Source organism: Streptomyces canus (genome assembly GCF_030816965.1).
Classification (GTDB): Bacteria; Actinomycetota; Actinomycetes; order Streptomycetales; family Streptomycetaceae; genus Streptomyces; species Streptomyces canus_E.
Genome location: NZ_JAUSYQ010000002.1, coordinates 9,461,356 through 9,482,052 on the forward strand (window position 1 = coordinate 9,461,356; position 20,697 = coordinate 9,482,052).

16 protein-coding genes are annotated in these 20,697 nt (G+C 70.5%); 6 read left to right on the forward strand and 10 right to left on the reverse strand.

What is annotated here, in order from left to right; genetic code table 11:
• Positions 1-130 precede the first annotated feature (130 nt).
• The 4 genes from QF027_RS44170 to QF027_RS44185 form a co-directional block, all read right to left on the reverse strand.
• Entirely contained in the window at positions 131-1,477 is a 1,347-nt protein-coding gene (locus QF027_RS44170) for a vWA domain-containing protein (RefSeq protein ID WP_307081108.1), read from the reverse strand.
• Complete coding sequence (locus QF027_RS44175; protein WP_306986440.1) at positions 1,474-2,331, reverse strand: AAA family ATPase; 858 nt, start codon at positions 2,329-2,331, stop codon at positions 1,474-1,476. Before QF027_RS44175 ends, QF027_RS44170 begins: the two co-directional genes overlap by 4 nt.
• A gap of 152 nt (positions 2,332-2,483) precedes the next feature.
• Complete coding sequence (locus tag QF027_RS44180; protein ID WP_307081110.1) at positions 2,484-3,794, reverse strand: ABC transporter permease; 1,311 nt, start codon at positions 3,792-3,794, stop codon at positions 2,484-2,486.
• Positions 3,795-3,797: 3 nt separating this feature from the next.
• Positions 3,798-4,583, reverse strand: a complete 786-nt coding sequence (locus QF027_RS44185; RefSeq protein WP_307081112.1) for an ABC transporter ATP-binding protein — start codon at positions 4,581-4,583, stop codon at positions 3,798-3,800.
• A gap of 141 nt (positions 4,584-4,724) precedes the next feature.
• Between QF027_RS44185 and QF027_RS44190 the strand changes: the two genes are divergently transcribed.
• The 3 genes from QF027_RS44190 (at position 4,725) to QF027_RS44200 (ending at position 9,141) form a co-directional block, all read left to right on the forward strand.
• Positions 4,725-5,369, forward strand: a complete 645-nt coding sequence (locus QF027_RS44190; RefSeq protein ID WP_307081114.1) for a hypothetical protein — start codon at positions 4,725-4,727, stop codon at positions 5,367-5,369.
• A gap of 57 nt (positions 5,370-5,426) precedes the next feature.
• A complete protein-coding gene (locus QF027_RS44195) occupies positions 5,427-6,020 on the forward strand; it encodes a hypothetical protein (RefSeq protein WP_307081116.1) in 594 nt (197 codons plus the stop codon).
• Positions 6,021-6,150: 130 nt separating this feature from the next.
• On the forward strand, positions 6,151-9,141 hold the full coding sequence (locus tag QF027_RS44200; RefSeq protein ID WP_307081118.1) for an alpha-L-rhamnosidase: 2,991 nt from the start codon (positions 6,151-6,153) through the stop codon (positions 9,139-9,141).
• On the opposite strand, the gene QF027_RS44205 is transcribed toward QF027_RS44200, so the two are convergent.
• From QF027_RS44205 to rhaI, 6 genes are all read right to left on the reverse strand, one after another.
• A complete protein-coding gene (locus tag QF027_RS44205) occupies positions 9,114-9,770 on the reverse strand; it encodes a LutC/YkgG family protein (protein WP_307081121.1) in 657 nt (218 codons plus the stop codon). The genes QF027_RS44200 and QF027_RS44205 overlap by 28 nt on opposite strands.
• A complete protein-coding gene (locus QF027_RS44210; RefSeq protein ID WP_307081123.1) occupies positions 9,767-11,260 on the reverse strand; it encodes a LutB/LldF family L-lactate oxidation iron-sulfur protein in 1,494 nt (497 codons plus the stop codon). The genes QF027_RS44205 and QF027_RS44210 overlap by 4 nt, the downstream gene beginning before the upstream one ends.
• Positions 11,257-12,012 carry a (Fe-S)-binding protein gene (locus QF027_RS44215; protein ID WP_307081125.1) on the reverse strand — a complete coding sequence of 252 codons (756 nt, stop codon included), beginning with the start codon at positions 12,010-12,012 and terminating at the stop codon, positions 11,257-11,259. Before QF027_RS44215 ends, QF027_RS44210 begins: the two co-directional genes overlap by 4 nt.
• Positions 12,013-12,084: 72 nt before the next feature.
• Entirely contained in the window at positions 12,085-13,521 is a 1,437-nt protein-coding gene (locus QF027_RS44220) for a rhamnulokinase (protein ID WP_307081127.1), read from the reverse strand.
• Positions 13,518-15,557: a bifunctional aldolase/short-chain dehydrogenase gene (locus QF027_RS44225; protein WP_306973226.1), complete on the reverse strand. Its 2,040-nt coding sequence runs from the start codon at positions 15,555-15,557 to the stop codon at positions 13,518-13,520. The genes QF027_RS44220 and QF027_RS44225 overlap by 4 nt, the downstream gene beginning before the upstream one ends.
• Positions 15,558-15,697: 140 nt before the next feature.
• Positions 15,698-16,858, reverse strand: a complete 1,161-nt coding sequence (gene rhaI / locus QF027_RS44230; RefSeq protein WP_306973225.1) for an L-rhamnose isomerase — start codon at positions 16,856-16,858, stop codon at positions 15,698-15,700.
• A 274-nt stretch (positions 16,859-17,132) separates the two neighbouring features.
• On the opposite strand from rhaI, the gene QF027_RS44235 reads away from it, so the two are divergent.
• From QF027_RS44235 to QF027_RS44245, 3 genes are read left to right on the forward strand one after another with little or no spacing between them, the layout of a single operon-like run.
• Positions 17,133-18,650, forward strand: coding sequence for a sugar ABC transporter ATP-binding protein (locus tag QF027_RS44235; RefSeq protein WP_306973224.1), 1,518 nt, complete (start codon positions 17,133-17,135; stop codon positions 18,648-18,650).
• A complete protein-coding gene (locus tag QF027_RS44240; protein ID WP_306973223.1) occupies positions 18,647-19,687 on the forward strand; it encodes an ABC transporter permease in 1,041 nt (346 codons plus the stop codon). The genes QF027_RS44235 and QF027_RS44240 overlap by 4 nt, the downstream gene beginning before the upstream one ends.
• Positions 19,680-20,690, forward strand: coding sequence for an ABC transporter permease (locus QF027_RS44245; RefSeq protein ID WP_266556048.1), 1,011 nt, complete (start codon positions 19,680-19,682; stop codon positions 20,688-20,690). The genes QF027_RS44240 and QF027_RS44245 overlap by 8 nt, the downstream gene beginning before the upstream one ends.
• Positions 20,691-20,697 lie beyond the last annotated feature (7 nt).

Sequence of the window (20,697 nt, forward strand, 5' to 3'; positions counted from 1 at the left end):
CGGTCAGGGGGCCAGGACCTGCTTCCGCGCCCGGCGTGCAGATGTTGCCCGGTGCGTGGAGCGCGGCGGTCCTGAGGCGGGCGTCGCGGGCGGCGGCCATGGGTCTGAGTTCGCCGGTAACGGTCTCGGGTCAGATCGGCAGCAGCCGTCCCACCAGCGCGCCGAGCTGCCGGACATTACGGCACTCGTGCATCTCCACCGACTCGGCGTACTCGTACGCGGCCGAGTCGCCCGTGCCCCACTGCGCTCGTGCCTCCGGGTTCAACCAGTAGACGCGGCGCGCCCGCTCGGCGATCTGCCGGACGGCGGGCAGGTTCGGATCGCTCATGTTGGTGCGGGCGTCACCGAGGACGAACACCGTCGTGCGCGGGCTCAGCGCATCCCCGTACAGGGACGCGAACTCGCCGAGCGCCACGCCGTAGTCGCTGCTGCCGTGCCACCCCGTCAGCGTGGCCTCGGCCCGGATGCGGGCGCCGAGCCCCTCAGGGTCGGCCGCGCCGTGTTCGAGGAGCCGGGTGATCTCGTCGAGCCGGTTGACGAAGGCGAACACCCGCACCTTGCTGAACTGGTCGTGCAGCGCCTGCACCAGCAGCATCGTGAAGTCCGAGAACCCCGACACCGAGCCCGACACATCGCACAGCAGCACCAGTTCGGGCCGGGCCGGCCTGCGTCGCCGCAGTACCGGTTTCATCGGCACCCCGCCCGTGGACAACGAACCGCGCAGAGTCCGCCGTAGATCGATACTGCCCCGCGCGGCACGGCGACGACGGGCCGCGAGCCGGGTGGCGAGCTTGCGGGCCAACGGCTGCACCGTGCGCCGCAGTTCGGCCAGCCGGTCCTTACCGGCGAACAGGAAGTCGACCCGGTCCGTCGTCGGGGCCACCGCCCGCCGTGCGATCTCGTCCCTGCCCCGTCGCTCGGCGACCCGCCGCCGGGCTTCCGCCGCCACCAGCGCGCGGAACGTCTCGATGCGCCGCCGGAGCTCGTCCTCCAGCAGCCGGTCCGTGAACCCGGACATGCCCTGCTGACCCCGGACGTCGTCGCGGACGCGCGCGAGCAGCGTCTGCGGGCGCAGCCGGTCGAGGGTCTGGTACGACGACCAGCCGTCCGACCCGGGGGAGTTGCCGTATCCGCCGAACCCGTCGACCGCCTCCACCGCCAGCCGGGCCATCAGGGTCTCGTCGTTCGCGGCGAGGGCCTTGGCGAGGCGCTCACGCAAGTCGTCCCGGTCCCCGGAGGTCTCGTCGGGCGCGCCGACACCCCGTGGGAAGTACAGGTCGAAGACCGGGTCGAACACCTGCCGTTGGGCCGTGCCGTGCAGCAGGGTCGCCGCCAGGCCCTCCCGCAGCCGCTCCCGGTCCGCGAGCCCCAGCGCCTCGACCGCCTGGGCCGCGTCCACGGTCTCGCCGGTCCCGATGCGGACGCCGTGCGCACGCAGGGCGCCGACCAGGGAGGTCAGCCGCTCGGCGGTGCTCACACCGCGTCCAGGTCGAGCTTGGCCCCCGCCTTGAGGATGTCGTCCTGGTGCTTGAGCAGCACGCCCAGACTGTCCCGTACGACCGTCTCGTCGAGGTGGTCCGCGCCGAGCGCGAGCAGCGTGCGCGCCCAGTCGATGGTCTCCGCGACCGAGGGCACCTTGCGCAGATCCATGGCCCTGAGCGCCCCCACGACCCGGACCACGGACTTCGCCAGCGCCTCGTCCAGGCCCGGCACCCTCAGCCGTACGATCCGCCGCTCCAGCTCCTCCTCGGGGAACCCGATGTGCAGGAACAGGCAGCGGCGGCGCAGGGCCTCCGACAGTTCGCGGCTGGCGTTGGAGGTGAGGACGACGAAGGGACGCCGGGACGCGGTGATCGTGCCCAGCTCCGGGACCGTGACCTGGAAGTCGCTGAGCACCTCGAGGAGCAGGCCCTCGACCTCGACGTCCGCCTTGTCGGTCTCGTCGATCAGCAGCACCTTGGGCTCGTCGCCGCGGATCGCCGTGAGCAGGGGCCGGGAGAGCAGGAACTCCTCGCTGAAGATGTCCGTGCGCGCCTCGTCCCAGGTCTCGTCGCGCCCCGCGCTGATCCGCAGGAGCTGCTTGGCGTGGTTCCACTCGTACAACGCCCGGGACTCGTCCACACCCTCGTAGCACTGCAACCGGACCAGCCGGGCCTGCGCGACCTCCGCCACCGCCTTGGCCAGCTCCGTCTTGCCGACCCCGGCGGGGCCCTCGACCAGGAGCGGCTTGCCGAGGCGGTCGGCGAGGAAGACGGTGGTCGCGACCGCGGGCGAGGCGAGGTAGCCGGTCTCGGCGAGGCGCGCGGAGACGTCGTCGACGGATGTGAACAGCAACGGGGCCTCCTGCGCGGCGCGAACTCGTTTCCACCAACTATCTAAGCGCTTGTTCACCTCTTCTGTCACGTGGTCCGAGGGAAGGTGGACGCGCCGGGGAGCAGCGAGAAGGGGGCGTCACCGAAGTGACGCCCCCTGACCGGTGCGCCTCACGCTGCGAGCCCCACCGCCTCCACCGCCGGAGTGCGCAGCACCCTGCGGGCCGTGCCCAGAGTCGTCCCGATCGTCGCGGCCGCCGCGATCGACGCCACCGCCAGCCAGATGCCGAGACCCTGGTGGGGCAGCACCGAGTCGGAGCGCACGACGGTGAACGGAATGATCCCGGCCAGCGCCGCCACCGTGCCGAAGCACAGTCCGACGGCTGTGAGGACCAGCCCTTCCACGCCCACCGTGCCCAGCACCTGTCCCGGGGTCGCCCCGGCGAGGCGCTGCTGCCCGAACTCCCGTCCGCGGTAAGTCGTCGCCGCGTACAGCGAGTTGACCAGCATCACGCAGACGAACACCACGATGATGCCGACGACCGTGAGGTTCAGTGTCTGAAGGTTCTTCGCGTCGACGGTCCTGACCGCGCCCGAGGCCCTCATGGCGTCGCTCTCCACACCCTGCATGTACAGCGTGGCGACGGACACCGCCGTGAACAGGATCAGCGACATCAGGATCCCGGACAGGTGGTCCGCCTGCCGGCGCAGGTTCCGCACGGCCAGCCAGCCGCTCGAGCCGGTCAGCGGCAACCGGTCCAGGACACCCTTCAGCAGCCGCGGCGAGAGCAGTGCGAACCCCACGGACAGCAGGATCGCCCCGTACGCCGGTGTCGCCATGAGTGCCTCGTCCGTCGCCGAGAAGGCGAAGGTGGAGGTCGCCGACACGGCACCGACGCCGAGGGCCGCGTACGCGAGGAGCGTCCGCGCCCGGCCGCGCCGTCGACGGGTGCGCGTCGCCCGCCGTACGGCGAGGAAGGCGGCGCCCGCCGCGGCGACCAGCGTGATGTCGACACCCGACAGCAGCGCGACGGGGCCGAAGGAGTGGTCGACCGAGCCGGCGACCTGCCCGCTGTCCTGGAAGACGTCCAGCAGGGCCTGTCCCCCGAGCATCGCCGGACCGATCGCCAGCACCGCACCGATCAGCGCGACGGCCACGGCCTCACCCACGACCATCCGCCTGATCTGCCCCGGAGTCGCCCCCGAGCAGCGCAACAGCTCCAACTCACCCGCACGCCGGCGGACGTTGACCGTCAGCGTCGAGGCCACGGCGAAGAACACCAGGAGGGTGCCGTAGCCGCCGACGACACTCGCCGACGTCGTCAGCGTCTCCGAGCTCACCGGGTCCACGCCCGGCTGACCCGCCGTGTCGTACAACGAGTTGAACGTCATGATGATCCCCGCGCCCAGGAAGGCGGCCAGCAGTGTCGCGAAGAACCGTCCGGGCCGTTGCCCTGTCGACCGCATTGCCAGCATGAACATCGCTCAGACCCCCGCCGTCACGTCGTCGCCCAGGTGCGCGAGGCGCTCGGCCACCGCGTCCGGCGTCGGTGCGTCCATCCGGCCCGCGAGCCGGCCGTCCGCCAGGAACACCACGGAATCGGCGTAGGAGGCGGCGACCGGGTCGTGGGTCACCATCACCACGGTCCGGCCGTGCACCCGCACCGCCTCTTGGAGCAGCCGCAGCACATCCCGCGCACTACGGGTGTCCAGGGCACCCGTAGGCTCGTCCGCGAAGATCACCCGAGGGTCCGTGACCAGCGCGCGGGCGATGGCGACCCGCTGCTTCTGACCGCCGGAGAGCTGGGCGGGGCGATGGCCGAGGCGGTCGCCGAGCCCGACAGAGGTGAGGACCTCCTCCGCCCTCCTCCGGTCGACCTTCCGGCCCGCGAGCTTCAGCGGCAGCACCGTGTTCTGCGCGACCGTCAGCGTCTCCAGCAGGTTGTACTGCTGGAACACGAACCCGACCCGCCCGCGCCGGAACCTCGTCAGCTCCGCCTCGCCACCGCCCGTCAGCTCCGTCCCGTCCACCCGCACGATCCCGCTGTCCGGCCGGTCGAGACCGGCCGCGCACTGCAACAGCGTGGACTTGCCGGACCCCGACGGCCCCATCACCGCGGTGAAGGTGCCCCGGTCGAGGCTCAGCGTGACTCCGTCCAGGGCGGTCACGGCACTGTCGTCGGTGCCATAGGTCCTGCTGACCTTCACCAGGCGCAGCGCCTCGGCGGCGGGTCCCGTGTCGTGCCTGCGTCGTGAGCCTGTGCGAAACATCGTCGTCCCCCTTCGTCCGGCACGCCGTGTGCCTCGTTCAAGAAGCTACGGAGCCGCGGGCCGGGGCACATGGGGCGCAGAACCCGTCTTCCGGGGTGTACTCAGTGACACCCCCGCGCGGATACGGCAGGGTTGATCGCCATGACCGACGGAACAGCCTGGCTCGCCGAGCCCCAGTCCATCGCCTACGGCGGCTACAGCGTGGTGATCGCCCCCGACCTCGAGTCGGAATCGCTGGCGAGAAGGATCGTCGAGACCGCCCGGGTACCGTACCGGCCCCGCCCCATCGGGGAGCTGACCAGCCGCCAGGTGCAGGACCTGCTGGAAGGCCTCTACGGAGGAGTCCGCGAGGGCATCGCCCTGCGCCACGGCGAACTCGACGAATGGTCCTACGTCATCAAGTACGGCGGTTGGCAGGGCGAGTTCGGCTCCGCCGGCCGACCGGTGGACCGGGGCGGGCTGCACGTCTTCCACCTGGAGTACGAGGAGGAGAACGGCAAGCCGGTGCCCCCGCGCTTCACCTACCGCCACGACGGGAACCTGATGTGCACGTTCAACCTGCACCTCGACGGCAGCTGGGCGCACGGCAGTCCCGAGGGTGACGCCGAGGTGGTCGCCGCCGTCCGGGAACGGCTCACCGCCGCCGGACTGCCCGACGACGACCTCGACCGCCGTGCCGTGCACCGGGCCTGCCTCGAGGTCATCCAGCGGCACTTCGGCCTCACTCTGCCCCGCGAGCGGGTCCTGGAGGACACCTTGCCGACGCTCCTGCTGACCGCACCGTGACCCTCGAACGTCTGCGGCGGTCGGCGTTGTCAGTGGGGCGCTGTACGTTTCCGGGGCATGGGGATCTATCTGGTGAGCGTGGCTGCGCGGGAGTGGTTCGACGCGGACGAGGAGGAGGGCCGGGGCGCCGTCGCCGCGGGGCTGAACGAGGAACTGCGCCGCCGGGGGCTGCCGCCGTACGAGTCCGTGCCCGAAGACACGGAGTTCGTCCGTGGGTCGGGGCTGCGGTTCGAGGAGAAGCTGGTGCCGTCCATGGACGGCTTCCTGCGGCTGGCGCGTGACCATCTGGCGCCCTCCGAGCCGGAGGCTCTCCTCGACTGGTCGGTGCTGGTGCCGGTGTCGCTCGACGTGGAGGTCGAACTACCCGTCGAGTCCTCCTACTCGGACACCACGGTGATCGCCGGAGCCCCACAGATCCTCGACCTCGCGCGACGGCTGGCCGAGGCCGTGCGCCTGCCCCTCGACGAGATACCCGAAGCCTGCGACAACCTCGACCTCACCACGTGGTTCCTCGACGGCGAGGCGAAGCGGGTGGCGGCCGCCCGGCCCGGACCGTGGGGCGAGGACCTGGACGCGGCGTTCTATGTGGCGCTGTATCTGCGCGCCGCCCAGCACTCACTGCGGCGGGGGTGTCCGATCGTCTACAGCTGAGGTCCGAGGTCTTCCGGTCTTGAACGGTTTCAACACGGGAGGCAGACGGTGGACACCCACCGCCTTCGCCACTAGTTTCGACCGGCGACCGGGCTGAATCGATACAACTCCGAGCCGAAGGGACAACGGCATGACCGACGGAGTCGACAGCGCGAACACGGCCGCCGACCGTACCGCCGTAGAGGGCCTCACGGTGGAGCACCGCACCAATCCGCTGGGCGTGGACGCGGCCCGGCCGAGATTCGGCTGGCGCACCGCGTCCCGGGTCCGTGGCCGGCGTCAGACGGCGTACCGTCTCCTGGTCGCGTCCACCCCCGACCGCCTGGCCGACGGCCGCGCGGACGTCTGGGACAGCGGCCGGGTCGACTCGGCGGACTCGGTGGCCGTGCGGTACGCGGGCCCCGGGCTGCATGCCTCGACCCGCTACCACTGGACGGTCCAGGTGTGGGACGAGAACGACCGCAGGCTCCCCGAGGCCCCGACCGCGCGCTTCGAGACCGGCCTGCTCAGCACCGACGGCGTGACCGGCTGGGACGGCGCGAAGTGGATCAGCATGGCGGGCAAGGCGCCGAACAGCGCGGGCTCGCCGCTCCTGAGAAGGCAGGCGGACCTGAAAGCCGGCCGTGTGCGGGAGGCCCGGCTCTACGTCTCCGCGCTCGGCGTGTACGACGCCTACGTCAACGGCCGCCGGGTCACCGTGCCCCAGGACGGCTCCACCACCCACGAACTCCTCACCCCGGGCTGGACCAACTACGACACCACCGTCAGCTACTTCACCTACGACGTGACGGGCCTGGTGGTGGGAAAGCCGCAGGTCACCCTCGCGGCGGTGCTGGGCAACGGCTGGTTCAACGGCCGCGTCTCCGACAACAGCGTCTATTGCTCCGAGGACGGCAACCGCCTCGCCCTCAAGGCCAAGCTCCTGATCCGTTACGAGGACGGCTCGACCCAGACCGTCGTGACCGCGCCCGGCGACGACTGGAGGGCCACGGACACCGGCCCCTACCGCGCCGACGACATCTACGACGGCCAGACCTACGACGCCCGCAGGGAACTGCCCGGCTGGACCGCGAACGGCTTCGACGCCTCCGCCTGGTCCGGCGTCGAGGAGCACGACTTCACCACCCGGTTCCCCGAGTCCCGCCTGGTCGCCTACCCGGGCGAGTCGGCCCGGCTGATGCCTGCATGGGACCGCAGGCCGCGGTCGATCACCGTCTACACCGGCGGCGGCGATTTCGTCCCCGACCCCGCCCGCACGGTCACCGACCCCACCCGGGCCGTCACCACCCCCATCACCCTGCACCCCGGCGACACCGCCGTCATCGACCTCGGCCAGAACCTGGTCGGCGTCCCCCGCTACACCCTCCGGGGACCCGCGGGCGCCGAAGTGGCCTTCGCACCGGGGGAGATGCTCAACGACGCCGGCGCGGGCGCGGACGGCCCGGAGGGTTCCGTCTACCGGGCCAACCTCCGTACCGCCAAAGCCACCAGCACGTACATCCTCAAGGGCGACCCGAAGGGCGAGACGCACCAGGACTCCCTGACCTTCTACGGCTTCCGCTACGTCTCCGTCACCACGACCGCCACCGTCACCCTCACCGAACTGACCGGCAGGGTCGCCACTTCCGCCCTCCGTGACATCGGCACCGTCGAAACGGACGACGCCGACGTCAACCAGCTGATCAGCAACGTCCGTTGGGGCCAGCGCGGCAACTACTTGTGGGTGCCCACCGACTGCCCGCAACGCGACGAACGGTGCGGCTGGACCGGCGACGCCCAGCTCTTCTCCCACACGGGCCTCTACAACACCGATTCGGTCGCCTTCCTGAGCCACTTCCAGGACATCCTGATCGATTCCCAGCGCACCTATGGCGCGGACGGCGCCCAGTTCACCTGGATCGCGCCCGGGGCCCGCTACAACGAGCCGGTCCCGGCGAGCGGTTGGGCGGACTGCGGGGTCGTCGTCCCCTGGACCGTGTGGCAGATGAGCGGTGACACCACCATCGTCGACCGCAGCTGGGAGGCGATGACGGCCTACATGGACTGGATACGGGCGCGTACCGGGGACACCTACGCCGGACAGGGCGCGATCTTCGGCGACTGGCTGGCCTTCCAGGTGACCAGCACCCAGCTCATCAGCGACGTCTACTACGGCTACAGCGCGCGGCTCATGGCGGACATGGCACGCGCCACCGGCCGTCCCAGCGAAGCCCACGTCTACGAGGAGCTCTTCTCCCACATCAAGCGGGCGTTCATCAGCAAGTACCTCAGTACCGAGGGCGGCCGCCTCACCGTGCGTTCCAGCCTCGGCTCCCCGCCGCCGTGGACCCCGGGAGGCAGTCCCACCCGGACGGAGGACGACAGCCAGACCGCGCTGCTCTGGGTCCTCAAACTCGGCCTGTACGACACCGAGGTCCAGCGGCGCGCCCTCCTCGAGCTGCTCGTCCAGAACATCCGCAACGACGCCGCCCACAAGGCCGCCCACCCCGACAGCACCCGTGTCGGACACGCCGAGAACACCCTCTCCGTCGGCTTCCTCGGCGTGAACGTCCTGGCCCCCGTCCTCACCGAGGAGGGCCAGGCGGAGCTGGCCTACAAGCTGTTGCACCAGGACGCGATGCCGTCCTGGCTGTACTCGGTGAAGAACGGCGCGACGACGGTCTGGGAGCGCTGGAACTCGTACGCGAAGGAGGAGGGCTTCGGACCGGTCGAGATGAACTCGTTCAACCACTACTCCTACGGCGCGATCATGGAGTGGATGTACGAGAGCATGGCCGGCATCGCCAAGGACCCGGCCCACCCGGGCTTCAAGCACTTCTCCCTGCGGCCCCACCTCGACCCGACCGGCAGGATCACCCAGGTCTCCGGCTCGCACCGGTCGCCTTACGGCGAGATCGTCAGCGAATGGGCGGTGCGGGAGAGCGAGTTCAGCCACCGGGTCGCGGTGCCCGCCAACAGCACCGCGACCCTGCGCGTCCCCACGAGCGACCCCGACTCAGTGCGCGAGAGCCGCACACCCCTGTCACGCGTCAAGGGAGTGGAGTACCTGGGCTTCGAGGACGGCACCGCCTCCTTCGAACTCCCCTCAGGGCGTTACGAGTTGACCTCCAGGCTCGCCTGAGTGTCCACCAGCACCACCTCAAGGGTGCGCGGACCGTGCACCCCCTCGACCCGGTCCAGTTCGATGTCACTGGTCGCCGAGGGACCCGAGATCCATGTCAACGGGCGTGCCGGGTCCAGGCGTTCGAGCGCCTGCGGCACCGAGGAGACGACCTGGTCCGGGACCCGTACGACACAGATGTGATGGTCCGGGACGAGGGTGATGCGGCGGCGGCCCTGGTCGGGGCCCCCGTCCAGCACGATGGTGCCGGTCTCGGCGACAGCCACCGCGCACGCCGTGACCACGCTGTCGATCCGGTCCAGTTCGTGCGGGGTGCTCTCGACCCGGTCCGGGACCTGCTCGGAATCGGCCTCCGCCAGCCATGACCGCTCCAGCCCCGGCGGTACGAGGACCGTCTTCGAACCTCGCGCCGCCAGCATCCCGGCGAGCGTCGCCGGCAGGTCGGCCGCTGTGCAGCGGTGCACGATCGCCCGGTAGTCCGCGAGGTTCTCGGCCAGCAGTTCCACCGTCTCCTCGACGCTCCGGTCGCCGTGCTCGCGCAGGTACGCGCGCTCGATCGGGGTGTCCTCGCTCGGGGCATCGGCCAGCGCGCGCCGCACCCGGCCCAGGATCCGTTCCCTGCTGCTCACTTGCCGCCCTCCTTGCCACCGTTGGTGCGCTGCCACCAGTCGCGGAAGGGTTCCGCGGGCACGGCAGGCAGATCCCGGGTGCCGCTCCACGCCTTGCCGGGACCCGGCAGACTGCGCGGATGCAGGCGCCGGGTGCGCGAGGCCAGCCGCTGGCCGGTGCGCAGTGCGCCCGGGTGGGAGAACGCCCAGCGGGCCGCCCGCATCGCCGCCCGCTCGGCCGCGTGTCCCTTGGCGGGCTTCAGCACCACCTTGTTGCCCTCGCGGACCACCGGCCCGCCCTCCACGATCCGCTCCCGCAGATGCACCAGCACCTCGGGGATGTCGATGGCGACCGGGCAGACCTCGTAGCAGGCGCCGCAGAGGCTCGACGCATACGGCAGTGAGGCGTCGATCTCGCTTGCCGTGCCCCGGAGCTGGGGGCTGAGGATCGCGCCGATCGGGCCCGGGTAGACCGAGCCGTAGGCGTGGCCGCCGGCCCGCTCGTACACCGGGCAGACGTTCAGGCACGCCGAGCAGCGGATGCAGCGCAGGGCCTGGCGGCCGACCTCGTCGGCGAGGGTGTCGGAGCGCCCGTTGTCGAGCAGCACCAGATGGAAGTTCTGCGGGCCGTCCCCTTCCCCGGCGCGGCCGTCCCTGGTGCCGGTCCACATGGACGTGTACGGGTTCATGCGCTCGGCGGTCGAGGAGCGGGGGAGCGTCTGGAGGAAGACCTCCAGGTCCTGCCAGGTCGGCACGATCTTCTCGATGCCGACGACCGAGATCAGCGTCTCGGGCAGGGTCAGACACATCCGGCCGTTGCCCTCGGACTCCACGACCACCAGGGTGCCGGTGTCGGCGACCATGAAGTTCGCGCCGGAGATACCGACCTTGGCGCGCAGGAACTTCTCCCGCAGGTGCAGCCGTGCGGCCTCGGCGAGTTCGGCGGGTGTGTCGGTGAGGCCCTCGGGGGCCGGGCGGCCCCACTCGCTCATCTCGCGCGCGAAGATGTCCCGGATCTCGCCCCGGTTGCGGTGGATGGCCGGTACGAGGATGTGCGAGGGCCGGTCCTTGCCCAACTGCACGATCAGCTCGGCGAGATCGGTCTCGTAGGCCCGGATGCCCTCGGCCTCCAGAGCCTCGTTGAGGCCGATCTCCTGCGTGGCCATCGACTTGACCTTGACGACCTCCGACTCACCGGTCATCTTGACGAGCTTGGTCACGATCTCGTTGGCCTCGTCGGCGTCGGCGGCCCAGTGGACGGTACCGCCCGCCGCCACGACCGACTCCTCCAACTGCACGAGATAGCGGTCGAGATGACGCAGCGTGTGGTCCTTGATCTGCTTGCCCGCCTCGCGCAGCTCCGCCCAGTCGGAGACCTCGGCGACGGCCTTCTCCCGCTTGGCGCGGATCGTGTGCGTGGCGTGGCGCAGATTGGCGCGCAGCGTCCGGTTGCCCACCGCCTCGTGCGCGGCCTCGGGGAAGGCCGGCATCCCTACGAACGTTCCGCTCATACGGCCGGTTCCTCCTCCGTGCTCGCCAGGATCTCCGCGATGTGCACCGGCCGCATGCCCGACTCCAGCCGGCTCATCGTGCCCCCGATGTGCATGAGGCACGAGTTGTCGGCGGCGCACAGCACCTCCGCGCCCGTCGACTCGGCGTTGCGCACCTTGTCCGCGCCCATCGCCGCCGAGACATCGGCGTTCTTCAGCGCGAAGGTGCCACCGAAGCCGCAGCACTCGTCGGCGCCCGGAAGCTCCTTGAGCTCAAGCCCCTTGACCGCCTGGAGCAGCCGCCGGGGCCGGTCACCGAGTCCGAGGCCCCGCAGTCCGTGACAGGTCGGGTGGTACGTCACCGTGTGCGGGTAGTACGCCCCGACGTCCGTCACCCCCATCACGTCCACCAGGAACTCCGTCAGCTCGTAGGTCTTCGGCACCACCGGCGCGAGAGTGGTCGCGAGGCTTTCCCCGCGCCCCTCGGCCCGGGCCCGCTCACCCATCCGCGGATACAGCTCCCGCACCATCGCCCCGCACGATCCGGACGGCGTCACGATCGCCTCATAGTCCCGGAATACATCGGAGAAATGGCGGGCCAGCGGTTCCGCCTCATGCCGGTAGCCGGTGTTGTAGTGCGCCTGCCCGCAGCAGGTCTGGGACATCGGGAAGTCGACGTCGACGCCCAGCCTGGTCAGCAGTTTCACCACGGCGCGCCCGGTGTCCGGATAGAGCGTGTCATTGACACAGGTCAGGAACAGGGCGACACGCATCGCGGCTCCTTGTGGTCGGTCATCGGATGAGTGAAGCGTAGTCGGAGGTGCAAGTCCGGGGGAGACCCCCGGTCAGTCTCCGGCGAGGCGGGCCTGCGCCTCGCGCCAGCGCGCGCGGTCGCCCCGCGGCTCGTACCGCGTGAGCGGCTGGGTCCGGGTGAGCAGCTCGCGCCCGCCCGCGAGGTCGCGCACGAGCCCATGGGCCCGCGCCTGGACCAGGACGTTGCCGAGCGCGGCCGCCTCGGTCGGCCCCGCCACCACCGGCAGCCCGCAGGCGTCGGCGGTCAGCTGGCACAGCAGGGCGTTGCGCGTACCGCCCCCGACGACGTGCACGACGTCGACGGGATGTCCGGCCAGCCGCTGCGCCTCGTCGACCGCCTTGCGGTGGGCCAGAGCGAGGGAGTCGAGGATGCACCGCGTGACCTCGGCGGGGGAGACGGGCACCGGCTGCCCCGAAGCACGGCACGCCTCGGCGATCCGCTCCGGCATCCGGCCCGGCGCGAGGAACATCGCGTCCCCGGCGTCCACCACCGACCGCAGCGCCGGCACCTTCGCCGCGTCCAGCAGCAGTTCGCCCAGGTCCGGGTCGCCCCAGGCCCGTACGCACTCCTGGAGCAGCCACAGCCCCATGATGTTCCGCAGATACCGGACCGTGCCGTCGAGCCCCAGCTCGTTGGTGAAGTTCGCGGCCCGGCTCTCCTCGGTCAGCACCGGAGCGTCGAGCTCGAGGCCCGCGAGAGACCAGGTGCCGGTGCAGATGTAGGCGAACCGCTCGCCGGACGCGGGCACGGCGGCCACCGCGGAGGCGGTGTCGTGCGATCCGACGGCCGTCACGGGCACGGGCCCGCGGAGTCCGGTCTCCTCCAGAACCTCGGGCCGCAGCAGACCCGCGGGATCACCCGGCTGCCGCAGCGGCGCGAACAGCTCCAGGTCGATCCCGACCCGCCCGGCGATGTCGTACGACCACGCCCGCGTCCGGGGATCGATGAGCTGGGTGGTCGAGGCGTTGGTCAGCTCGGTGCCCTGCTCGCCGGTCAGCCAGTAGGTGAGCAGGTCGGGAATGAGCAACAGCCGCTGAGCGCCCACGAGCCGGTCCGCCACGAGCTGGTACAGCGTGTTGAACGGCGCGTACTGGAGCCCGGTCGCCGCATAGAGCTCCGGCGCGGGCACGGTCGCCCACACCTTCTGCGCGACCCCTTCGGTACGGGAGTCCCGGTAGTGCACCGGGTTGCCGAGCAGCGCCCCGCCGGTGTCCAGCAGCCCGTAGTCCACGGCCCAGCTGTCGATACCGACGGAGTCGACCTGCCCGGCGGCCCGCAGCCCGTCCAGGACACCGCCGTACAGCGAGAGGATGTCCCAGCGCAGGCCCTCCGGGACCCGGACCGGACGGTTCACGAACCGGTGTGCCTCGGACAGCTCCAGGCTGTCGGGGCCGACGCGGCCGACCATGACACGTCCGCTGGACGCGCCGAGGTCGACCGCGGCGTACGACTTCACGGATGCGCTCATCGCAGGAAGGCGGCCGCGACGCCGGCGTCGACCGGGATGTGCAGCCCGGTGGTGTGCGTCAGCTCCCCGCCGGTCAGTGCGAACACGGCGTTGGCCACGTGCTCGGGGAGCACCTCGCGCTTGAGGATGGTCCGCTGTGCGTAGAACTCGCCCAGCTTCTCCTCCTCCACGCCGTACACGGCCGCGCGCTTGGCACCCCAGCCGCCGGCGAAGATCCCGGATCCACGCACCACGCCGTCCGGGTTGACACCGTTGACGCGGATGCCGTGCTCGCCCAGTTCGGCGGCCAGCAGCCGCACCTGGTGGGCCTGGTCGGCCTTGGTGGCGGAGTAGGCGATGTTGTTGGGCCCGGCGAAGACGGCGTTCTTGGAGGCGATGTAGACGATGTCGCCACCCAGCTTCTGCGCGATCATCACCCGGGCCGCCTCCCGCGACACCAGGAAGGAACCGCGCGCCATGATGTCGTGCTGGAGGTCCCAGTCCTTGGCAGAGGTCTCCAGGAGCGGCTTGGAGATCGAGATGCCGGCGTTGTTCACGACGAGGTCCACCCCACCGAAGGCCAGTACCGCGGCGCGGAACGACTCGGCGATCTGCTCCTCGGACGTGACGTCGACGGTCACGGCGACGGCCTTGTCGGGCCCGCCGAGCTCCTCGGCGACGGCGGAGGCGTTCTCGGCGTTGAGGTCCGCGACGACGACGCACGCCCCCTCGGCGACCAGGCGCTGCGCGATGGCCTTCCCGATACCGCTGCCGGCGCCGGTCACCAGCGCCACGCGTGTCGCGAGCGGCTTGGGCTTCGGCATCCGCTGGAGCTTGGCCTCCTCGAGGGCCCAGTACTCGATGCGGAACTTCTCGGACTCCTCGATGGGCGCGTACGCCGAGACGGCCTCGGCGCCCCGCATCACGTTGATCGCGTTGACATAGAACTCACCCGCGACGCGGGCGGTCTGCTTGTCCTTGCCGAAGGAGAACATGCCGACACCCGGGACGAGCACGATCGCCGGGTCGGCGCCGCGCATGGCGGGGGAGTCGGGCAGCGCGTGCCGCTGGTAGTAGGCGGCGTACTCCTCGCGGTACTCGGCGTGCAGGACGTCGAGCCGCGCGATGGCCTCCTCCAGCGGAGCCGTCGGCGGCAGGTCCAGGACGAGCGGCCGCACCTTGGTCCGCAGGAAGTGGTCGGGGCAGGAGGTTCCGAGCGCGGCGAGCCGGGGGTGCTCGGCACGGGCCAGGAACTCCAGAACGGCCTCGGAGTCGTTGAAGTGCCCGACCTGCGGCTTGTCCTGGGAGGCGACGGCGCGGACGTACGGCGCGAGGGCGGCCGCCCGCTCCCGCCGGTCGGCCTCGCCAAGGGCGCCGTAGCCCTCGATGACGGGCCCGAAGGGTTCGGCCTTGCCGCGCTCCTCCAGGAACTTCTCGGCGGTCCGGATGATGTGCAGCGAGTTCCGCTCGCACTCCTCGGCGGTGTCACCCCAGGCGGTGATCCCGTGCCCGCCGAGGACGACACCGATCGCCTGCGGGTTGGCGGCCTTGATGGCGGCGATGTCCAGCCCCAGCTGGAACCCTGGGCGCCGCCACGGCACCCACGCGACGGTGTCGCCGAAACACTCGGCGGTCAGCTTCTCCCCGTCGGCGGCACAGGCCAGCGCGATACCGGAGTCCGGGTGCAGATGATCGACATGGGCGGCCTCGACCAGCCCGTGCATGGCGGTGTCGATGGACGGAGCCGCGCCGCCCTTGCCGTGCAGGCAGTAGTCGAACGCGGCGACCATCTCGTCCTCGCGCTCGACACCCGGGTACACGTCGACGAGCGCCCGCATCCGATCGAGCCGCAGCACGGCGAGCCCACCTTCGGTGAGCGTCCCGAGGTCACCCCCGGACCCCTTGACCCACATCAGCTCCACATCACCCCCGGTGACGGGGTCGGTGTCGGTGCCCTTGGCGGACGCGTTGCCGCCGGCGTAGTTGGTGTTGCGGGCGTCGGAGCCGAGCCGGTGGGACCGAGCGAGGAGAGCGGCGGCTTCGGGATGGATTGCCATGAACTTCCAGTCCTTACTGAAAAGAGGGTGAGATTACTTCCCTAGGGGTGCGGGGCTGCATCAATGTGCGGCTCCGCCGCGTGGGCGCGACCGGCCACGAACCGGCCCGCACCCCGCAACGAATGGAACCCGGCAGACGCTTACGCCCCCCACCCGGCCTGCTCCCCGCCAACCCGCTCGGCCACGATCTTCTCGGCCCACCCGGACCGCTTGTACGCGGCAATCGGATTGGCGTCCAACCCCATCTCTTCCCGCACCTCGGCAAGCAGCGGCCGCACGTCGGTGTTGTACGCGTCCATCAGCACCGCGTTCGCCTCCAGCACGTCACCCTCGCGCTGAGCCACGGCAAGAGCGTCCCGGTCGACCAGGAGCGCCTTGGCGGTCGCTTCCTGGACGTTCATGACGGACCGGATGATCGCCGGAATCTTCGCCTCGATGTTGTGGCACTGGTCGAGCATGAAGGCGACGTCGGACGTGTACCCGCCGCCACGGATGACCTCGTACATGATCCGGAACAGCTGGAACGGATCGGCCGCCCCCACCATGAGGTCGTCGTCGGCGTAGAACCGCGAGTTGAAGTCGAACCCGCCGAGCTTCCCCTCCCGCAGCAGCGTGGCGACGATGAACTCGATGTTGGTGCCAGGCGCGTGGTGCCCGGTGTCGACGACGACCTGCGCCTTGGGGCCGAGCTTCAGACAGTGCGCGTACGCCGTCCCCCAGTCCGGCACGTCCGTCGAGTAGAAGGCCGGCTCGAAGAACTTGTACTCGAGCAGCATCCGCTGCCCGTCCCCCAGACGGTCGTACACCTCGGACAGGCCTTCGGACAGCCGGTCCTGCCGGGCCCGCAGATCATCCTGACCGGGATAGTTCGTGCCGTCGGCGAACCACAGCTTCAGGTCCTGGGACCCGGTCGCGTCCATGATGTCGACGCACTCCAGCAGATGATCGAGAGCCTTCCGTCGCACGGAGGCGTCGGGATGGCAGATGCTGCCCAGCTTGTAGTCGTCGTCCTGGAACGTGTTGGAGTTGATGGCGCCCAGCTTCACGCCCCGCTCCTCGGCGAACTTCGCCAGCGCGGCGTAGTCCTCGACCTTGTCCCAGGGGATGTGCAGGGCCACGGTCGGGGCCACCCCGGTGAACGCGTGCACCTGCGCCGCGTCCTCCAGCTTCTCCTGCGGAGTACGCGGTACCCCCTGCTGGGCGAAGACCTTGAAGCGGGTTCCGGAGTTCCCGTACGCCCACGACGGCGTCTCGACTGCCTGGGTCTTGAGAGCGGCCTTCACCGCGGCGAGCTCGGTCACTTGAGGGCTCCTGTGACGTCGGGTCCGAAGGGCTTGCGAACAGCTTCACTGTGAAACGATTCAAGACGCGAAAGTATGGTGACCTCGAAGGGGTGTCAACCCCTGCGACCAAGGCTGTTGCCTGTGACCCTGCCGTGACCTGAGTCCATCGAAACATTTTCGACACGAACCCATTGACGTGACATGCGCTCCATGCCTAACGTCCCGGCAACCAAGTTGAAACCTTTCACGACGCCGAGAGGGTCGTCCCGCCGGCGTCGTCGAGGAGCCCCCAATGACCCACCCGTCCACCACGGGTCCGGCCCCGGTTCTCGCGCTCAGGGACATTTCGAAGTCCTTCGGCGCGGTTCGCGCCCTGCGGGACGTCTCCCTGGAGCTGTTTCCCGGGGAGGTACACGCCCTCGCCGGCGAGAACGGCGCGGGCAAGTCGACCCTCATCAAGACCCTCGCGGGAGTGCACCGGCCGGACACCGGCCAGGTCGTGCTCGACGGCGAGCCGGTCGTCTTCCACGGTCCCGGTGACGCCCGCGACGCCGGGATCGCCGTGATCTACCAGGAGCCCACGCTCTTCCCCGACCTGTCGATCGCCGAGAACATCTTCATGGGCCGCCAGCCCCGGCGCGCCCTCGGCCGGATCGACCACAAGGCCACGCACGCCGCGACCCTGGCGCTGATGCAGCGTCTCGGGGTCGAGCTCGACCCCGACCGCCCGGCGCGCGGCCTGTCCATCGCCGACCAGCAGATCGTCGAGATCGCCAAGGCGCTGTCCTTCGAGGCCCGGGTCCTGATCATGGACGAGCCGACCGCCGCCCTCACCGGCAGCGAGGTGGCCCGCCTCTTCGGCGTCGTCAAGACGCTGCGCGAGCAGGGCGCCGCCGTCCTGTTCATCTCGCACCGCCTGGAGGAGATCTTCCAGATCTGCCGGCGGGTCACCACCCTGCGCGACGGCGCCTGGATCGCCAGCGAGCCGATCGAGGGCATGACCGAGGACGACCTCGTCCGCCGCATGGTCGGCCGCGACCTCGACGAGCTGTACCCCAAGCAGGACGTGCGGGCCGGCGAGGTCGCGCTCACGGTGAGCCGGCTGACCCGGGAGGGTGTCTTCACCGACGTCTCCTTCGAGGTCAGGCAGGGCGAGATCGTCGGCCTCGCGGGACTCGTCGGAGCGGGCCGTACCGAAGTCGCCCGAGCCGTGTTCGGCATCGACCGCTGGGACGCCGGCGAGGTCTCCGTGGACGGCAAGGCCCTGGTCAACGGCGCCCCCTCCACCGCGATGGCCGCAGGGCTCGCCCTGGTCCCCGAGGACCGGCGCGCCCAGGGCCTCGTGATGGACATGTCCATCGAGCGCAACATCGGCCTCACCGGCCTGCGCACGACCGTCAAGGCCGGCCTCATGGACCGCGGCGCCGAACGCAGTCGTTCACTCGACTGGGCGGTCAAGCTCCAGGTGAAGTACGCCAGAATCGCCGACACCGTCAACACCCTGTCGGGCGGCAACCAGCAGAAGGTCGTCCTCGCCAAGTGGCTGGCCACCGGCCCCAAGGTGCTCATCGTCGACGAGCCGACCCGCGGCATCGACGTCGGCACCAAGGCCGAGGTCCACCGGCTGCTCAGCGAGCTGGCCGCCGACGGGGTGGCCATCCTGATGATCTCCTCCGACCTGCCCGAGATCCTCGGCATGGCCGACCGCGTGCTCGTGATGCACGAGGGCCGCCTCACCGCCGAGATCCCGCGCTCCGACGCCACCGAGGAAACCGTGATGGCCGCAGCCACCGGGAGGGCCGCCGCATGACGGTCACCACCCCCCAGCAGGCCCCTCCCGCCGAGGTGCCGAAAGCCGGTGCCACCCGGCTCGTCGACCGCGTCTTCAAGATGCGCGAGCTCGCCATCCTGGCCGTGTTCCTGGTGATGATCGTCGTCACCCAGATCGGGAACAGCGACTTCCTCACCGAGCAGGGCATCAAGGACCTGCTGCTGAACGCCACCATCCTGGTCCTGGTCGCCACCGGACAGTCCCTGGTGGTCATCACGAGGAACGTCGACCTCTCGGTCGGCTCCATCCTCGGGATCAGCGCCTTCGCCGCCGGTACCTACCTCCAGGGCGGCGGGAACCCCGTCGTGGCGATCGGGCTCGCGGTCCTGTTCGGCGTCGGCTTCGGCCTGCTCAACGGCCTTCTCGTCAGCCTCGGCCAGGTGCCCGCGCTCGTGGTCACCCTCGGCACGCTCTACATCATCCGGGGCATCGACTCCATCTGGGTCGGCTCCCGCCAGATCACGGCGGCCGACCTTCCGGACAGCTTCGTGAACTTCGGCTCCGGCGGCATCTCCGCGGTGCCCTACCTGGCCCTGATCGCGCTGGCCGTGCTCATCGCCACCGCCTACTACCTCAAGCACTTCGGCAGCGGACGCGAGCTGTACGCACTCGGCTCCAACCCCGAGGCCGCGCGGCTCGCCGGCATCCCGGTGCGCAAGCGGATCCTGGCCGCGTACACCTTCTGCGGCGGCCTCGCCGGTCTCGCCGGCGCGATGTACCTGGCCCGGTTCGGCAACGTCGACTCGGGCACCGGCAACGGCTACGAACTGACCGTCGTCAGCGCGGTCGTGGTCGGCGGTGTCGTCTTCACCGGTGGCTCCGGCAGCGTCTACGGCGCGGCTCTCGGCGCCCTGCTGCTGACCTCCATCAACAGTGTGCTGCCCGCCCTCGGCGTCAGCTCGGTCTGGGTGCTCGCCATCAACGGCATCCTGCTCATCCTCGCCATCGCGGTCGACCGGATCGTCGCGCTGCGCGTGGCCTTGGCCCTGAAGAAGAGGAACGCCCGCCATGCCTGAGTCCCTCAGCCGCGCGATCCGCTGGGACACGGTCGTCGGCGCCCTCCTGATCGTGGTCCTGTTGCTGTCCTTCGGAACGGTCGACGGGTTCGGCAACGCCCTCAACCTGTCGTTCCTGATCGGCAACACCCTGCCCATCGCGCTGATCGCCCTGCCGATGACCATGCTCGTGGTCTCCGGCGAGATCGACCTCTCGGTCGCCTCCACCGCGGGTCTGTCCGGCGCGGTGATGGGCGCCCTGTGGAACCAGGGCCTGACGATCGAGGTGATCATCCCGATCTGCCTGGTCCTCGGTGTGGTGTGCGGGCTGGTCAACGGCCTGCTCGTGACGCGGCTGGGCCTGCCCTCCCTCGCGGTCACCATCGGCACCCTCGCCGCCTACCGGGGCATCGCGCAGATCGTGCTCGGCTCCGACGCGGTGACCGACTTCCCGACGCAGTACCTGGACTTCGCGGCGGGTCGCATCGGGGACACGTTCATCCCGCAGGCCTTCCTGCCCTTCGTCGTCCTGCTCGCGATCGCCGTGGTCGTCCTGCACGCCACGCCGTTCGGGCGGTCGGTGTTCGCGACCGGTGCGAGCGAGGAGGCGGCGCGTTTCGCGGGCATCCGGGTCAAGCGCCAGAAGCTGATCCTGTTCACGGTGACCGGCCTGATGGCCTCGCTCACCGGCATCTTCTGGGCGCTGCACTACGCCAGCGCCCGCTACGACAACGCGACCGGCCTCGAACTCTCCGTGGTCGCCGCGGTGCTGCTCGGCGGTATCGACTTCGACGGAGGCAAGGGCACGCTCGGCGGTGCGATCGCGGGAGTCTTCCTGCTCGGCGCACTGCAGAACGTGATGAGCCTCCAGGACGTCTCCGCCCAGTCCCAGATCGTCGTCACCGGCGTTCTGCTCGTCCTCTCCGTGCTCGGCCCGCGGGTCGCACGGCAGATCTCGGTTGCGAGGGCCGGCCGCCGAGCCGCCTCGACACCGGCGTCCAAGGCGCCCACACCGGCCGCATAGGTCCGGG

What these genes read in the sequence shown, in the direction of transcription:
- QF027_RS44180 (WP_307081110.1), bottom strand. Translation starts at nt 3,794, where the DNA reads ATGTTCATGCTGGCAATGCGGTCGACAGGGCAACGGCCCGGACGGTTC.
- QF027_RS44185 (WP_307081112.1), bottom strand. Translation starts at nt 4,583, where the DNA reads ATGTTTCGCACAGGCTCACGACGCAGGCACGACACGGGACCCGCCGCC.
- QF027_RS44190 (WP_307081114.1), top strand. Translation starts at nt 4,725, where the DNA reads ATGACCGACGGAACAGCCTGGCTCGCCGAGCCCCAGTCCATCGCCTAC.
- QF027_RS44195 (WP_307081116.1), top strand. Translation starts at nt 5,427, where the DNA reads ATGGGGATCTATCTGGTGAGCGTGGCTGCGCGGGAGTGGTTCGACGCG.
- QF027_RS44200 (WP_307081118.1), top strand. Translation starts at nt 6,151, where the DNA reads ATGACCGACGGAGTCGACAGCGCGAACACGGCCGCCGACCGTACCGCC.
- QF027_RS44210 (WP_307081123.1), bottom strand. Translation starts at nt 11,260, where the DNA reads ATGAGCGGAACGTTCGTAGGGATGCCGGCCTTCCCCGAGGCCGCGCAC.
- QF027_RS44215 (WP_307081125.1), bottom strand. Translation starts at nt 12,012, where the DNA reads ATGCGTGTCGCCCTGTTCCTGACCTGTGTCAATGACACGCTCTATCCG.
- QF027_RS44220 (WP_307081127.1), bottom strand. Translation starts at nt 13,521, where the DNA reads ATGAGCGCATCCGTGAAGTCGTACGCCGCGGTCGACCTCGGCGCGTCC.
- QF027_RS44225 (WP_306973226.1), bottom strand. Translation starts at nt 15,557, where the DNA reads ATGGCAATCCATCCCGAAGCCGCCGCTCTCCTCGCTCGGTCCCACCGG.
- QF027_RS44235 (WP_306973224.1), top strand. Translation starts at nt 17,133, where the DNA reads ATGACCCACCCGTCCACCACGGGTCCGGCCCCGGTTCTCGCGCTCAGG.
- QF027_RS44240 (WP_306973223.1), top strand. Translation starts at nt 18,647, where the DNA reads ATGACGGTCACCACCCCCCAGCAGGCCCCTCCCGCCGAGGTGCCGAAA.
- QF027_RS44245 (WP_266556048.1), top strand. Translation starts at nt 19,680, where the DNA reads ATGCCTGAGTCCCTCAGCCGCGCGATCCGCTGGGACACGGTCGTCGGC.